The organism is Streptomyces sp. NBC_01431, from assembly GCF_036231355.1.
GTDB lineage: Bacteria > Actinomycetota > Actinomycetes > Streptomycetales > Streptomycetaceae > Streptomyces.
This window is the reverse complement of the sequence record NZ_CP109496.1, coordinates 5443852-5459194: the sequence shown is the minus strand read 5'-3', so window position 1 is coordinate 5459194 and position 15343 is coordinate 5443852. Positions and strand designations below refer to the sequence as shown.

Genomic DNA, 15343 nt, shown 5'->3' with positions numbered 1-15343 from the left:
AGCGGTCCCCGAGCGCCACCGGTCACAGTGCCGCTCAAACCGCGCGACCAGGAGGTAGGACCGGTGTCGGTGAACGACCGAAGAGCAGGCGGCAGAGGTGGCGGTGGGGCCGGGTCGGTGGTGGTGCTCGGCGCCACGGGGTTCGTGGGCCGGCACGTCTGCGAGGTGTTCGGCGCCGCGGGCTGGAGGGTGACCGGCGTCGCCAGAGCCGCCCGGAACGAGCCAACTCCCCATGAAATCATCCCCCTTGACATCGTGGGCGCCGAGCCGGGCCGGATCGCGCAGCTGCTCGCTGAGTGTGGCGCGGGGGTTGTGGTGAACGCGGCGGGCGCGGTGTGGCAGGCCACCGAGGACGACATGGCGCGCGCCAACGCCGACCTGGTGCGGCACCTGGTGGCCGCGACCGCACTGCTCGACCGCCGGCCGCGGCTGGTCCAGCTCGGTTCGGTGCACGAGTACGGCCCCGTTCCGCGCACGGGCATCACCGAGGACATCCCGACCGCGCCGGTCACCCCGTACGGCCGCTCGAAGCTGGCCGGGGCCCGTGCGCTGCTCGACGCCGCGGCGGCGGGCGAGGCGGACGGGCTCGTGCTGCGCGTCTCGAACGTGTCGGGGCCCGGCACCCACCGGGCCAGTCTGCTCGGCATGGTGGCGCACCATCTCGCCACCTCGGCCGCCGAGCCGCTGCGGCTCGCCCCGCTGCTCGCCCACCGCGACTTCGTGGACGTACGCGACGTGGCCGATGCGGCGCTTGCCGCGGCCCGCTCCGAGGTCTGCGGCCGGGTCCTCAACATCGGTGGCGGGCAGGCGACTTCGGTCCGCAGCCTGGTGGTGCGACTGACCGAACTGGCGGGCGCGGCCGCCGAGATCGTCGAGGCGCCGGGCGCGGGTGGGCGGCCGCCCGAGGCCGAGTGGCAGTGCATGGACATCGGGCTCGCGAAGGAACTGCTCGGCTGGCGGCCGCTGCGCAGCCTGGACGATTCGCTGCGCGATCTGCTGGCCCACGCCCGCCACGCGGCCCATCGCGAGTCGTTGTCCAGTGCCCTTCAAGTCGCCCGCACGACGATGGCCGCGTCGGATCACCGCTGAGGGCTTCGTGCCGAACTGACGACCATGGAGGCAGCCAAGATGAGTGACACCAAGGCACGGATTCTCGATTCTGTACGGGAGTACCACCTGGAGAAGGAGCCGTCCCGCGAGTTCGTGCCGGGGGTCAGCGAGATCTGGCCGTCCGGCGCGGTCCTGGAGCCGGCCGACCGGGTGGCCCTGGTGGAGGCGGCCCTTGACATGCGGATAGCCGCCGGCACCAGCTCGCGCAAGTTCGAGTCCCGGTTCGCCCGCTACATGAAGCGGCGCAAGGCCCACCTGGTGAACTCCGGTTCCTCGGCCAACCTGCTCGCCATGTCGGCGCTCACCTCGCCGCACCTGGAGGACCGCGCCCTCAAGCCGGGCGACGAGGTCATCACGGTGGCCGCGGGCTTCCCGACCACCGTCAACCCGATCCTGCAGAACGGCCTCATCCCGGTCTTCGTGGACGTCGAGCTGAAGACGTACAACACGACCGCGGAGCGCATCAAGGCCGCCGTCGGTCCGAGGACGCGGGCCATCATGGTCGCGCACGCGCTCGGCAACCCGTTCGAGGTCGCCGAGGTCGCGCAGATCGCCGAGGAGAACGACCTCTTCCTCATCGAGGACAACTGCGACGCGGTCGGCTCGCTCTACAACGGTCAACTCACCGGTACTTTCGGCGACTTGACGACGGTCAGCTTCTACCCGGCGCACCACCTGACGATGGGCGAGGGCGGCTGTGTGCTGACCTCGAACCTGGCGCTGGCCCGCATCGTGGAGTCGCTGCGCGACTGGGGCCGGGACTGCTGGTGCGAGCCGGGCGAGAGCGACCGCTGCTTCAAGCGCTTCCAGTACCAGCTGGGCACCCTGCCGGCGGGCTACGACCACAAGTACATCTACTCGCACATCGGCTACAACCTGAAGGCCACCGACCTCCAGGCCGCGCTCGGCCTGACCCAGCTCGACAAGGTCGACGACTTCACCGCCGCCCGGCGCCACAACTGGCAGCGCCTGCGGGAGGGCCTGGAGGGCGTGCCGCACCTGATCCTGCCGGAGGCGACCCTCGGCAGCGAGCCCAGCTGGTTCGGCTTCGTGATCACTGTCGACCCCGACGCGCCCTTCCGGCGCAAGGAGTTGGTGAACTTCCTGGAGGAGCGCAAGATCGGAACACGCAACCTGTTCGCCGGAAACCTCACCCGTCAGCCCGCCTACGTGGACGCCCCGCACCGGATCGTGGGCGACCTCACCAACTCCGACATCATCACCGAGCAGACCTTCTGGATCGGCGTCTACCCCGGGCTCACCGACGAGCACACCGACTTCATGACGAACTCGATCCGGGACTTCGTCGCCGGTTGGTGACGGTCCGCCCAACACCCCGCCACCACAGGCAACTTGACGAGGAGAGAGCGTACATGTCGTCGACACTTGCGGAGCTGACTGAGCTTCAGCCGGTGGTCCAGCCCCGCGAGCCGGTGTCGGTCGCCGACCGGATCGCGGCGTCCGCGGCCAGCACCGCCGGGCTCCTGACCACCGGGGGGTTCCACCACTGGTTCGCCGAGCGCAGGAAGGCGGGCCGCTTCCACATCGAGCGCATCCCGTTTTCCAAGCTGCGCGGCTGGTCCTTCGAGCCGGACACCGGCAACCTGGTGCACTCCAGCGGGCGCTTCTTCAGCGTGGAGGGGCTGCACGTCACGACCGATGACGGACCCCACAAGGAGTGGTACCAGCCCATCATCAAGCAGCCCGAGGTGGGCATCCTCGGCATCCTGGTGAAGGAGTTCGACGGCGTACTGCACTTCCTGATGCAGGCCAAGATGGAGCCGGGCAACCGCAATCTGCTCCAGCTCTCCCCGACCGTGCAGGCCACCCGCAGCAACTACACCAAGGTTCACAAGGGCACCGACGTGAAGTACATCGAGTACTTCACGGGCGCCGAGCGGGGCCGCGTCCTGGCCGATGTGCTCCAGTCCGAGCACGGCTCGTGGTTCTACCACAAGAGCAACCGCAACATGATCGTCGAGGTGGACGGCGACGTCCCGCTCGACGAGGACTTCTGCTGGCTGACGCTCAGTCAGATCTTTGAACTCCTGCACCAGGACAACCTGGTGAACATGGACTCGCGTACCGTCCTGGCCTGTCTGCCCGCTTTCGGCGCGGGCGCCGTGCGAGGGGACGATTTCAGCCAGTCTCTGGCCCGCTCCCGCGACCCCCGGGCGGGCGCCCTGCTCACGGACGTCGACCTGTTGTCCTGGTTCACCTGTGAGCGCTCGCGCTACGACGTGCAGGCCGACCGCATACCGCTGGACGAGGTGCCCGGCTGGACCCGCGACGAGGCGCGCATCGGCAAGGACGACGGCCGCTGGTTCAACGTGGTGGCGGTCGAGGTGCAGGCCGGCAACCGCGAGGTGACCAGCTGGACCCAGCCCCTGATCGAGCCGTGCAGCCGGGGCATCGCGGCCTTCCTGACGCGTTCCTTCGACGGCGTGCTGCACGTCCTGGCCAACGCCAAGGTCGAGGGCGGCTTCCTCGACACCGTCGAACTGGCCCCCACCGTGCAGTGCTCCCCGGACAACTTCGAGGGCCTCCAGGTCCGCCCGCCATTCCTGGACCTCGTGCTGGACGCGGCGCCCGAGCGCATCCGCTACGACGCCATCCACTCGGAGGAGGGCGGCCGGTTCCTGTACGCCGAGAACCGCTATCTGGTCATCGAGGCGGACGAACACGACGCACCCATCGAGCCACCGACCGGCTATCAGTGGGTAACGATCGGACAGCTCACGGCGTTGATCAAACACGGACACTACGTCAATGTGCAGGCCAGGACGCTCCTCGCCTGCCTCAACGCCATGGGACATCAGACGGATGACTGAACGACCCCTGCGCATCGCCGTCCTCGGCACCGCCGACATCGCCCGCCGACGGGTGCTGCCCGCCATGGCGGCGGACCCCGACGTCGAGCTGACGGCAGTGGCCAGCCGGGACGGCACCCGCGCTCGGGAGGTGGCGGCCCAGTTCGGCTGCGCGCCGGTCGAGTCCTACGACGCGGTCCTGGAACGGGACGACGTGGACGCCGTCTACGTCCCGCTGCCCATCTCTCTGCACGCCGAGTGGGCGGGCCGGGCGCTGCGCGCGGGCAAGCACGTCCTGGCCGAGAAGCCGCTCACCGCCGACCGGCCGACCACCGAGGCGCTGCTCGACCTGGCGCGCGCCTCGGGCCTGGTGCTGATGGAGAACGTCATGTTCGTCCATCACCCCCAGCACTCGGTCGTACGGGAGCTGGTGTCGAGCGGCGCGATCGGTCAACTCCGGGCGTTCAGCGCCGCGTTCGCGATCCCCGCACTGCCCGCGGGGAACATCAGGCATCGCCCCGAACTCGGCGGCGGCGCCCTGCTCGACGTCGGCTACTACCCGGTGCGGGCGGCGCTGTACTTCCTCGGCGCGGGCCTGGAGATCGTCGGCGCCGCCCTTGAGCACACGGACGGCTCGGCGGTGGAGACCTCGGGCGCCGTGCTGGTCCGCTCCCCTTCGGGGGTGCTCGGCCAGCTGGCCTTCGGCATGGAGCACGCGTACCGCTCGGCGTACGAACTGTGGGGCAGTCAGGGGCGGATCCGGGTCGAGCCGGCGTTCACGCCTCCCGCCGACCACAAGCCGGCGGTGTGGATCACCGACGCGCACGGGCCGCGTGAACTGATGCTGGCCCCGCACGACCAAGTCGCCGCGACCGTCCAGGCGTTCGTGCGCGCGGTCCGCTCAGGTGCCGGCCGGTCGCCGGACGCCGGGGAGTGCCTGGAACAGGCGAGTCTGCTCGACGCGGTGCGGGCGCGGGCGACCCACCAGGGCAACGGGTGACAAGAAGTGCGTAACAAGAAGTGCGTGACAAGAGGGGGCCGAACATGACCGTGACCGAACAGCCGCCGCCACAGATCGCGGCCGTGCGGGTCGCCGAACTGCACGACCTGCGCGAGCAGGCCAGGCTCGGGCCAAGCGAGCAGGCGACCGAGGCCCAGCGCGCCAAGGGCAAGCTGACCGCGCGCGAGCGCATCGACCTGCTCCTGGACCCGGGCTCGTTCCGTGAGGTGGAGCAGCTGCGCCGGCACCGGGCGACGGGTTTCGGTCTGGAGGCGAAGAAGCCGTACACGGACGGTGTGATCACCGGCTGGGGCACGGTGGAGGGTCGTACGGTCTTCGTGTACGCCCACGACTTCCGGATCTTCGGCGGCGCCCTGGGCGAGGCCCACGCCACGAAGATCCACAAGATCATGGACATGGCCATCGCGGCCGGTGCCCCGCTGGTCTCGCTGAACGACGGCGCGGGCGCCCGCATCCAGGAGGGCGTCTCCGCGCTCGCCGGGTACGGCGGCATCTTCCAGCGCAACACCCGAGCCTCGGGCGTGATCCCCCAGATCAGCGTCATGCTCGGCCCGTGCGCGGGCGGCGCGGCCTACAGCCCCGCCCTCACGGACTTCGTCTTCATGATCCGGGAAACCTCGCAGATGTTCATCACCGGCCCCGACGTGGTGCAGGCGGTGACGGGCGAGGAGATCACCCAGAACGGCCTGGGCGGCGCGGACGTCCACGCGGGCGTCTCGGGCGTGGCCCACTTCGTCCACGACGACGAGGAGACCTGCCTGGCCGAGGTCCGCTACCTGATCTCGATGCTGCCGTCGAACAACCGGGAGATGCCTCCGGCGCTGCCGCCCGGCGACGACCCGGCCGACCGCCGCAACGACGTGCTCCTCGACCTGGTGCCGGCGGACGGCAACCGCCCGTACGACATGCGCAAGGTCCTGGAGGAGATCGTCGACCACGGCGACCTGCTCGAAATCCACGAACACTGGGCACGGAACATCATCTGCGCGCTGGCCCGGATCGACGGCCGGGTGGTGGGCATCCTGGCCAACCAGCCGCAGTTCCTGGCCGGTGTCCTGGACATCGAGGCCTCCGAGAAGGCCGCCCGCTTCGTCCAGCTCTGTGACGCCTTCAACATCCCGCTGCTGACCATGGTCGACGTGCCGGGCTTCCTGCCGGGCGTCTCCCAGGAGCACGGCGGCATCATCCGCCACGGAGCGAAGCTGCTGTACGCGTACTGCAACGCGACGGTGCCGCGGATCTCGCTCATCCTGCGCAAGGCCTACGGCGGCGCGTACATCGTCATGGACTCCCAGTCCATCGGCGCCGACCTCACTTACGCCTGGCCGACCAACGAGATCGCCGTGATGGGCGCCGAGGGCGCCGCCAACGTCATCTTCCGCCGGGAGATCGCGAGTTCGCAGGATCCGGAGGCGGTCCGTGCGGAGAAGATCGCGGCGTACAAATCCGAACTGATGCACCCGTACTACGCGGCCGAGCGGGGCCTGGTGGACGACGTCATCGACCCGGCCGAGACCCGGGCCGTCCTGTCCGCCGCACTCGCCATGCTGCGCACGAAACACGCCGATCTGCCGTCCCGCAAGCACGGTAATCCCCCACAGTGAGGAGCGAGAGTGTCATCTGAACCGCTGTTCCGAGTCGTGAAGGGCACCCCCACGGACACCGAACTGGCCGTCCTGACAGCAGTCCTGGCCGCCCTGGCAGCCGCCCCGTCCGCAGCCCTGGCCCCCGTAATCCCCCTGGCCCCCTGGCGCCGCCAGCCATACAACCCCCCAGTGAGCTGGCGCCGAGCAGCGTGAGCAACCACGGCCCACCCTAACCAGGCGAGCGGGTGTTCCGGTGCGGTGAGGGGGCGGGAGGCGCTGGTGTGGTGGCCGGGGTGCCCCGGGGCGGGGGGCGCTGGTCTGGTGGCCGGGGCGCCCTGGGGCGGGGGGCGCTGGTCTGGTGGCCGGGTCGCCTTGAGGGCGGGGCGGAGCCCAGGCCCTTCAGGGGCGCGGGGGGGTGCCGGTCTGGTGGCCGGGGCGCCTTGGGGGCCGGGCGGAGCCCAGGCCCTTCAGGGGCGCGGGGAACTGCGCGACCAACCACCCACAACCCGCAGTCGACGAACCCGAGGGGGCAGGGCGAAGCCCCGAACAATGGGTCCTTGGGTGAAGGCCAGACCAAGGGGCCCCGGGGCGAAGCCCCGAACGACGGGTCCCTGTGCGAAGCCCACGCCAAGGCGTCCCGGGGCGAAGCCCGGAACAAGGGGCCCGGGGCGAAGCCCAGGTCAAACGGCGGGGCGGGCCAGGGCGCTAGCGCCCCGACCTCGCGGCACGGGCAATCGCGACGACGGCCTTCTCCAGGGCGTACTCGGGGTCATCCCCCCCACCCTTCACCCCCGCATCCGCCTCAGCCACGGCTCGCAGAGCCAACGAAACCCCGTCCGGCGTCCACCCCCGCATCTGCTGCCGCACCCGGTCGATCTTCCACGGCGGCATCCCCAACTCCCGTGCGAGATCGGCCGGTCGCCCACCCCGCGCGGACGACAGCTTCCCGATCGCCCGCACCCCTTGCGCGAGCGCGCTGGTGATCATGACGGGCGCGACCCCCGTCGACAACGACCACCGCAGTGCTTCGAGGGCTTCCGCGGCCCGCCCCTCCACCGCCCGGTCCGCGACGGTGAAGCTGGATGCCTCGGCCCGCCCCGTGTAGTACCGCCCGACGACCGCCTCGTCGATCGTTCCCTCCACGTCCGCACACAGCTGGGACACCGCGGAGGCCAGCTCGCGCAGATCGCTGCCGATGGAGTCGACGAGCGCCTGGCAGGCCTCGGGCGTGGCCGACCGCCCCAGCGCCCGGAACTCCTGCCGTACGAAGGTGAGCCGTTCGGCCGGCTTCGTGGTCTTGGGGCACGCGACCTCCCGCGCCCCCGCCTTCCGCGCCGCGTCGAGCAGCCCCTTGCCCTTGGCGGCGCCGGCGTGGAGCAGCACCAGGGTGATCTCTTCGGCAGGCGCGTCGAGGTACGCCTTCACGTCCTTGATCGTGTCCGCGGACAGATCCTGCGCGTTGCGTACGACCACGACCTTCCGCTCGGCGAAGAGCGACGGGCTGGTCAGCTCGGCCAGCGTGCCGGGCTGCAACTGGTCGGAGGTCAGGTCACGCACATCGGTGTCGGAGTCGGCGGCCCGAGCGGCCGCCACCACCTGCTGCACGGCGCGGTCGAGCAGCAGGTCCTCCTGGCCCACGGCGAGCGTGACGGGGGCGAGCGGATCGTCGGTGGAATTCTTCCTGGTGGCCATCGCCTTCCAGCATCCCACGGGCCACTGACAGTCCCGGCCCGCTCCCTGCCCGGCCACCCCCGTACCGGATAATGGGCAGGTGAACGATGTGACCCGACACGTACTCGTACTCCCGGACCGCGACGCCGCCGAAGAGGTGGCCACCGAGCTGGCCACCCTCTTCGGCCTCGCCGAGGAGCCCCAGTTGGTACGCGACGCCCTGGCCGGCGAGGACGACGCCGAGGACGCCCAGTGGCTGGTCGTCGTGGAGGATGCGGCCGCCCGCCTGGACCCGACGGCCCTGGATGACCTGGCCGCCGGGCACGACGGCTGGCTGGAAGCCCCCTGACCCGCGCGTCCGCCCGCCGTACGCTTCAGCTCTTCGGCACGACCTGGATGTCGAGGTCGATCGAGATCGAGGATCCGATGGCCGCGATGCCACGCGCCAGCATGGTCTGCCAGGTGAGCGTGAAATCCTCGCGGTGCAGTTCGGTACTGGCCCGGCAGGCGCCCCGGGTCTCGCCGCCGAGCCCGGTTCCCAGGCCCAGGTACTGCGTGTCGAGTGTCACCGTGCGGCTCACTCCGTGCAGGGTGAGCCCGCCGATGATCGCCCACCGGCTACCGCCCCGGTGCACGAACCGGTCGCTGTAGAACTCCATCGTCGGGTAGTTCCCGACGTCCAGGAAGTCGCCGGACCGCAGATGGTCGTCGCGCATCCGGACGCCCGTGTCGATGGAGGCGGTGTCAATGATGACGTGCATCGCCGATCCCTCCATGCGCTCCCCGATCCGGATGGCTCCCGCGAAGGTGTTGAACCGGCCGTGGATGCGGGCCAGTCCGATGTGGCTCGCGGTGAAGCCGATCTGAGAGTGCGTCGGGTCCAGCTCCCACTCGCCGGGGTCCGGCAGCGTCGGCGGGGCGGCGACCTGGAGCGTGAGGTCGCCGAGCGCGGCGAGCCCGCTCGCGGCGACCGTGGCGTTGCCGTGGAACGGCGTGTACCCCTCGGCCGTGACGGCCAGCCGGTACTCCCCCGCCGGAACCGTTGTGACCACCGTCCCGAACGGGTCGGTCTCCCCGCCCACGATCTTCCGGCCCGAGGTGTCGCTGATCACGAACTCGGCCTGCTGAACGGGCTCGCTGACCGGGTCGAGCACCCGACAGCTGAGCACGCCCGCGGTCGGCGGAACCGCGAGCCCGGCCAGGGGGCCGGTACGGAGCGGAGAACCGGTCGAGCTCTTGCCGAACCAGCGGCTGAACACTGTGCACGCACCCCCGTGCGAAGAAGGATCTACCGGGCCGCGCTGGGGGCAGACATCCTTGTCCGTCCTCGCCACAGCAGGTCTGCGGCCCCTTGACGAAGACGCATTCGATCACTGTTGTGCCGTTCGAGGCAAACGCGGTGCGTGTGTGCTCTTGCGGCACCTGTCACCAGAGGCCCGAATTGGCCGTTCCACTTACCCGCCCCGCGCAGGCCCCGATCCACCCTCGCCACGCCACGCTCAACCCCGTGGGACCTGCGTCCCCCGCCCGAGGCAGCCGTCCCCCAACACCCGTCAGCGTAGCGGGACATGACGACACACGAGCCGGCACGCCGCCGCGAGCAGCGCAAGCAGGACGTACGGGCCCCGCCTCGAAAGAGACGGGGACGCCCGGGTCCCTACCCCCCTCTCCCTCCGGTGGACCCCTTCCCCCGGTGGCCCCCTTCCCTCCAGCCCCCCGGTTGCGCCCCTCCCTCCGGTGGACCCCCCTCTCCGGTGAACCCCGCCTCGTGCCTCTCCGCCGGTTCGTGACAGGTCGCCCGGCGGGCCGGGCGCCAGGGGTCGAGCGCCATCCACCGCATGTGCATCCGAACCCCGCTCCACCAGCTCACCGCGCCGTCACGGGCCGCGCCCCCGCGGCACCGCTCGCAGCGCACTGCCCGCGCCCGTGACGGCGATCGCCCCGTCCGTGTCCGTGCGCAGGACCACCGCACCCTGGGCCCGCAGGACGGCGACCGTGCCCGGAGCCGGGTGCCCGTATCTGTTGCCCCGGCCCACCGAGATCAGCGCGAGCCTCGGGCGTACGGTCCTGAGCAGCGCGAGGTCCTGATGCGCGGAGCCGTGATGGGCGACCTTCAGAACGTCCACCCGCGCCAGCCCCGGATTGTTCCTCAACAGGCCTTGCTGGGAGGGTGGTTCGAGATCCCCGGGCAGCAGCAGGGTCAGTCCACCTGCGGTACGCACGAGCAGCGTGACGCTCGCGTCGTTCGGCCCGTCCGGCACCGGGCCCGGCGTGGGCGGCGGCCACAGCACCTCCCACGAAAGACCGCCCACAGCCCGCCGCTCCCCGTACCCGGCCACCACCAACGGCACCCGGTCCGCCGCCGCGGTCCGCCGCACGAACGCCGCCTGATCGGGTGGCTCCGCGAACCCCGTCGTTTCGATCAACCCGACCGACCTCCCCCGCAACACCCCTGCCAGACCCCCCACGTGGTCGGCGTGGAAGTGGGTGAGCAGTACCAGCGGGATCCGCGTCACCCCGAGTTCGTGCAGACAGCGGTCGACCGGGCCGGGCTCGGGCCCGGTGTCGATCACCACCGCCGCCCCCGCGCCGGCCGCCAGCACCGTGGCATCGCCCTGCCCCACATCGCACATGGCGTACGACCAGCCCGGCGGGGGCCAACCGGTGACGATCCTGGTGAGCGGGGCGGGCCGCAGCACGACGAGCAGCAGGAGCAGGGCGAGCGCGGCGGCCAGCCAGGGGTGGCGCGGCAGCCGCCTGGCTCCGAGCACCGCCACCCCGGTGGCGACGGCGAGCAGTGCTCCGCCAAGCCAGCCGCCCGGCCACCCCGACTCCGCGCCGGGCAGAGCCGCTCCCCTACGGGCGACCTGGGCGATCCAGCTCGTGGGCCAACTCGCGCACCAGGCAAGGAGTTCGGCGGCGGGCATCGCGATCGGCGCCACGGCCAGTGCGGCGAACCCCGCGATCGTCGCCAGCGCCACCGCCGGTTCGGCCAGCAGGTTGCACGGCACGGCCACCAGGCTGATCCGCGCGGCGAACACCGCTACGACCGGCGCGCACACTGCCTGCGCAGCTGCCGCCGCGGCCAGCACTTCCGCGAGCCTGTCCGGCACCCCGCGCCGCCGCAGTGCCGCACTCCACCCCGGCGCGATCGTGAGCAGCGCCCCGGTGGCAAGCACCGAGAGGAGGAACCCGTAACTGCGGGCCAACTCCGGTGCGTACAGCACCAGGAGCAGTACGGCGGCGGCCAGCGCCGGGATCAGCGATCTGCGCCGCCCCGTGCCGATGGCCAGCAGGGTGACAAGTCCGCAGGCAGCCGCGCGCAATACGCTCGGCTCCGGTCGGCACACCACGACGAAGGCGAGTGTGAGTATCCCGCCGAGCCAGGCGGTGCCCCGCAGCGAGATCCCGAGGCGCGGCGCGAGGCCACCCCGCTCGGCCAGCAGCGCGCGCCCCGGAGACCCGATCAACAGGGCCAAAATGATCGCCAAATTACTGCCTGATACGGCCATGAGGTGCATGAGGTCGGTCGCCTCGAAGGCCGCACGCAAGTCGGGTGTGACCCGCGACGTGTCGCCGACGACCAGTCCGGGCAGCAGCGCCCGAGCGTCCGGCGCAACCCCTTCAGTAGCCTTCCGCAGCCCGGCCCGCAGCTCACCGGCCATGCGCTGCATGGCAGTTGGGGGCCCGATGATGTCCGGCGGCCCGTTCGGCACCTTCAGAACGGCGGCGATGCCACCGTCACCTGGCGAAAGCCGAGCCGCCACGCGCACCCGAGTCGAGGGCAAAAGCCCCCGCCAGCCGGCAGGCGCGAACACGAGCACCGGCGTACGAACCCGCTCGCCTCCCTCGTCTTCCCCGTTTTCCCCGAGGCCGGACGCCGGACCTCGCTCTTGCTCGGGCACGGACGAGAGGCCTCGATCACGCCCGAGGACGAATGCGCGGCCCCACTCTGGGCCGAGCACGACGGACGCGCGGCCTCGCTCTTGACCGAGCACGGACGAAACGCCTCGCTCCCGCCCGAGGACGAATGCGCCGCCTCGTTCGGCGCGCTGCGGGCCTCCGGGGGCGGCACGGACCGGACCGGCTCTCCCGTCCGGCCCGAAGACCCGCTCCACTTCCGCTTCCACCACCACCGAGGCGCCGCCCCAGCCCGGGGACTTGGTGGGTCGCGGGTCGGCCGTGACCACCAGCTCCACTGTGGCCTGCGCGAATTCCCGCGCGAGACCTGGCAACGGCCCGCGTCGGGCCTCGGCCGCATGCAGTCCACCGGCCAGGACGCCTGCCGCCGTACAGACCAACACCCCGGCCACCGCGCCCCGATATTTCCAGACCCCGGCAGTCGCGGCGTCGTCAACTGGAGCCGCACCAGCCGCATTTGCTTCCCTCGATCTCTCCCTGTCCAGGGCGCGCCGGCGGGCCCGCACGTCCTCGATCCACCGCGCCAGCGCCCGCCGGGCGACCGGCGCCACCAGCATCCCCGCCCCAGCGAGGCACAGCGCGGCACCCCAACTCGCCGACTTCCCCGAAGCGTTCAGTGCCGCAGCCGTGCCGCCCCAGGCTCCGAGGGCGGGGCCGACCAGGCGCAGGTCGGCGGGACCCTCCCGATACGGGTTCGCCGCGCCCAACCGGTGGCCCGACTCCGTGTGGACCTCCGGCCGAGCCACCGCCACAGGAGAGGTCGTGGCTCGGTCTCCCCGCCTGTCAGCGCCCACGCCACAGACCGCGCCCCCGCCCGCCAGGCCGTCCACACCGACACCACGAATTCCAGCTCCGTCCCCCCGACCATCCGAACCCGCGTCATGGGTTCCAGCTCCGTCCCCCACTCCATCCACACCCGCGCCACGGAAGGCGACTCCACCCGCCAGGCCATCCCCACCCGCACCACGGGTTCCCAGGCCAACCCCCGGCCGGTTCACACCGGCGACGCCGGCCGCGACGTCCCTCGCGCCATCCACATCCACCCCACGCGGTCCGCCTCCAGCCCCCCGCCGGTTCACAGCCGCACCAGTGGTTGCAGGTCGTTGAACTTGCGGACGCCGATGCCGTTGACTTCGCGCAGTTCATCGACCGAGCGGAAGCCTCCGTGCTGGGCGCGGTAGTCGGCGATGTGCTGTGCCAGTACGGGGCCGACGCCGGGCAGCCCGTCCAGTTGCTCCACCGACGCGGTGTTGAGACTGACCGGTCCGTTCGAGCCGCCTGCGGTGCCGGAACCGGTGCCGGACGCCGACCGGGCGCCGGCGCCCGGTCCGGGTGGCACCACCGCGCCGGGCACTCCGACCAGGACCTGCTCGCCGTCCGTCAGCAGCCGCGCCCGGTTGACCCCTGTCAGATCCGCGCCTTCGCGCACGCCCCCGGCCGCGGTCAGCGCATCGGTGACACGCGATCCGGTGGGCAGCCGGTAGACCCCCGGCCGCAGCACTTTCCCGCCGACGTCCACCACGAGCGCTCCGGCCGGCGACGGCGCCGCGTTCGCCACCGGCTGGGGCGTTGCTCCGGCTCTCGCGCCTCGCCCCGAACCGCCGCCCGAAGCGCCGCCAAATCCGCGGCCCGAAGTGTTGCCCGGACTCGCCGTCGCCTCCAGCGCCGGGCCGTCGGTCAGATCGGGAGCCCGTACGGGCTGTGGGCGACCGGCCCAGAAGTGGTGCACGGCGAATCCCGCCGCGATGGCCAGGACCACGCACAGCGCAGCCAGGCTCCGCGGCGCGAGACCGAACCTCGACTGTGCCCAGAGCGGCAGCCGTTCGCGCACTGCCGCCCGCGCCCGCTCCCATACGCCTGGGAACGGAGAATCCATCGGTGTGGTGGGAGCTGCCTCCTCATGCGCCTCGCGCGGCTCACGTACGGGCGGCGGTGCGAGCGCGAACCGCCCGAGGACCCGCAGGGTCGGCGAGACGGGTGGTTCGTGCGGCGGGTCCGCCGTGCCCGTCGGGGGTGGTCGCAACAGCGCGTCCGCACGCTTGCGCGCGGCCAGTACGGGGACCGGGGTCCGGACAGGACGGCTGCGGTGACCGGGCCCTCGGCGGACCCGGCCGTCCGAACCGGAGGCCCGGCCCGGTCCGCTCGTAGCGGTGCGTGGTGATCGGATAGCCATGTCACGAGACGTTAGGCACATCCGCCCGAACCCGCCGAAGAGCCTCAATTCCCGTGGACAGCAAGCCAGTTGTGGATATCTCGGTCACTCGTGAGAGTGAGTTCCGGCAAGCTCGGCGGGCCGTCCTTTTCCCCGCCCGCTCAGCGCGGCGACACGATGGCCCCCAGCAGACCCGGTCCCGTATGCGCTCCGATCACCGCTCCGACCTCGCTCATGTGCAGGTCGACCAGGCCCGGCACCCGTTCCCGCAGCCGTTCGGCCAGAGCTGCGGCGCGGTCCGGGGCCGCGAGATGGTGGACGGCGATGTCGACCGGGCTGCTCCCGGCCCGGTCGACCACGATCTCCTCAAGCCGGGCGATGGCCTTCGACGCGGTGCGTACCTTCTCCAGCATTTCGATCCGGCCGCCGTTCAGCTGGAGCAGCGGCTTGACCGCCAGGGCCGAACCGAGCAGTGCCTGCGCCGCGCCGATGCGGCCGCCGCGCCGCAGGTAGTCCAGGGTGTCGACGTAGAAGTAGGCGGAGGTCTCGGCGGCCCGCTTCTCCGCCGCCGCCACCGCCTCGTCCAGTGGGCCACCCGCGTCGGCGACCTGGGCCGCGGCCAGCGCGCAGAAGCCGAGCGCCATCGCGACCATGCCGGTGTCGACCACCCGCACCGGAACGGGGGCTTCCTTCGCTGCCAGCACGGCCGCGTCATACGTGCCGGAGAACTCGGAGGACAGGTGGAGCGAGACGATGCCGGTCGCACCCGCGGCGGCCACCGCCCGGTAGTGGGCCGCGAACACCTCCGGGCTGGGCCGCGAGGTGGTGACGGAGCGTCGTTTCTGCAGGGCCAGCGCCAGCGAGCGGGCCGAGATCTCGGTGCCCTCCTCCAGCGCCCGGTCGCCGAGAACGACGGTCAGCGGCACCGCGGTGATGCTGTGCCGCTCCATCGTCTGCGGCGGCAGGTAGGCCGTTGAATCGGTGACGATCGCGACATGGCGGGACATGAGCGGGAGGTTACCCCGCCGACGCCGCGGTACGGCAGCCCGGCCCGATGGAATGATCAGTTCGG

Annotated in this window: 12 protein-coding genes; 7 read left to right on the top strand and 5 right to left on the bottom strand. The window is 71.6% G+C overall.

Annotation, left to right across the window (positions count from 1 at the left end):
• Positions 1-63: 63 nt before the first annotated feature.
• The 6 genes from OG522_RS24965 to OG522_RS24940 are packed head-to-tail and all read left to right on the top strand — an operon-like array spanning position 64 to position 6740.
• On the top strand, positions 64-1089 hold the full coding sequence (locus tag OG522_RS24965) for an NAD-dependent epimerase/dehydratase family protein (RefSeq protein ID WP_329465221.1): 1026 nt from the start codon (positions 64-66) through the stop codon (positions 1087-1089).
• A gap of 39 nt (positions 1090-1128) precedes the next feature.
• Positions 1129-2430: a lipopolysaccharide biosynthesis protein RfbH gene (gene rfbH / locus OG522_RS24960; protein WP_329465220.1), complete on the top strand. Its 1302-nt coding sequence runs from the start codon at positions 1129-1131 to the stop codon at positions 2428-2430.
• A gap of 53 nt (positions 2431-2483) precedes the next feature.
• Positions 2484-3941 carry an NDP-hexose 2,3-dehydratase family protein gene (locus OG522_RS24955; RefSeq protein ID WP_329465219.1) on the top strand — a complete coding sequence of 486 codons (1458 nt, stop codon included), beginning with the start codon at positions 2484-2486 and terminating at the stop codon, positions 3939-3941.
• A complete protein-coding gene (locus OG522_RS24950) occupies positions 3934-4920 on the top strand; it encodes a Gfo/Idh/MocA family protein (protein ID WP_329465218.1) in 987 nt (328 codons plus the stop codon). The genes OG522_RS24955 and OG522_RS24950 overlap by 8 nt, the downstream gene beginning before the upstream one ends.
• 44 nt (positions 4921-4964) lie before the next feature.
• Positions 4965-6545, top strand: a complete 1581-nt coding sequence (locus OG522_RS24945; RefSeq protein ID WP_329465217.1) for an acyl-CoA carboxylase subunit beta — start codon at positions 4965-4967, stop codon at positions 6543-6545.
• 9 nt (positions 6546-6554) lie between these two features.
• On the top strand, positions 6555-6740 hold the full coding sequence (locus OG522_RS24940) for an acyl-CoA carboxylase epsilon subunit (RefSeq protein WP_329465216.1): 186 nt from the start codon (positions 6555-6557) through the stop codon (positions 6738-6740).
• Positions 6741-7232: 492 nt separating this feature from the next.
• Here OG522_RS24940 and holA read toward each other — a convergent pair whose 3' ends face one another.
• Positions 7233-8219, bottom strand: coding sequence for a DNA polymerase III subunit delta (gene holA, locus OG522_RS24935; protein WP_329465215.1), 987 nt, complete (start codon positions 8217-8219; stop codon positions 7233-7235).
• Positions 8220-8298: 79 nt separating this feature from the next.
• On the opposite strand from holA, the gene OG522_RS24930 reads away from it, so the two are divergent.
• Entirely contained in the window at positions 8299-8547 is a 249-nt protein-coding gene (locus OG522_RS24930; protein ID WP_329465214.1) for a hypothetical protein, read from the top strand.
• Between the two features lie 25 nt (positions 8548-8572).
• Here the strand turns inward: OG522_RS24930 and OG522_RS24925 are convergent, their stop codons facing one another.
• The 4 genes from OG522_RS24925 to OG522_RS24910 all read right to left on the bottom strand — a co-directional run bounded on the left by OG522_RS24925 (position 8573) and on the right by OG522_RS24910 (position 15278).
• Positions 8573-9457, bottom strand: coding sequence for a YceI family protein (locus OG522_RS24925; RefSeq protein WP_443074746.1), 885 nt, complete (start codon positions 9455-9457; stop codon positions 8573-8575).
• Between the two features lie 618 nt (positions 9458-10075).
• On the bottom strand, positions 10076-12865 hold the full coding sequence (locus OG522_RS24920; RefSeq protein ID WP_329465213.1) for a ComEC/Rec2 family competence protein: 2790 nt from the start codon (positions 12863-12865) through the stop codon (positions 10076-10078).
• A 329-nt stretch (positions 12866-13194) separates the two neighbouring features.
• Entirely contained in the window at positions 13195-14292 is a 1098-nt protein-coding gene (locus OG522_RS24915; RefSeq protein ID WP_329465212.1) for a ComEA family DNA-binding protein, read from the bottom strand.
• A 140-nt stretch (positions 14293-14432) separates the two neighbouring features.
• Positions 14433-15278 (bottom strand): DegV family protein, encoded by an 846-nt coding sequence (locus OG522_RS24910; RefSeq protein WP_329465211.1) that lies wholly within the window; start codon positions 15276-15278, stop codon positions 14433-14435.
• Positions 15279-15343 lie beyond the last annotated feature (65 nt).

Coding starts and splice junctions, on each gene's coding strand:
- rfbH (WP_329465220.1), top strand. CDS start 1,129: ATGAGTGACACCAAGGCACGGATTCTCGATTCTGTACGGGAGTACCAC.
- OG522_RS24955 (WP_329465219.1), top strand. CDS start 2,484: ATGTCGTCGACACTTGCGGAGCTGACTGAGCTTCAGCCGGTGGTCCAG.
- OG522_RS24950 (WP_329465218.1), top strand. CDS start 3,934: ATGACTGAACGACCCCTGCGCATCGCCGTCCTCGGCACCGCCGACATC.
- OG522_RS24945 (WP_329465217.1), top strand. CDS start 4,965: ATGACCGTGACCGAACAGCCGCCGCCACAGATCGCGGCCGTGCGGGTC.
- holA (WP_329465215.1), bottom strand. CDS start 8,219: ATGGCCACCAGGAAGAATTCCACCGACGATCCGCTCGCCCCCGTCACG.
- OG522_RS24915 (WP_329465212.1), bottom strand. CDS start 14,292: ATGGCTATCCGATCACCACGCACCGCTACGAGCGGACCGGGCCGGGCC.
- OG522_RS24910 (WP_329465211.1), bottom strand. CDS start 15,278: ATGTCCCGCCATGTCGCGATCGTCACCGATTCAACGGCCTACCTGCCG.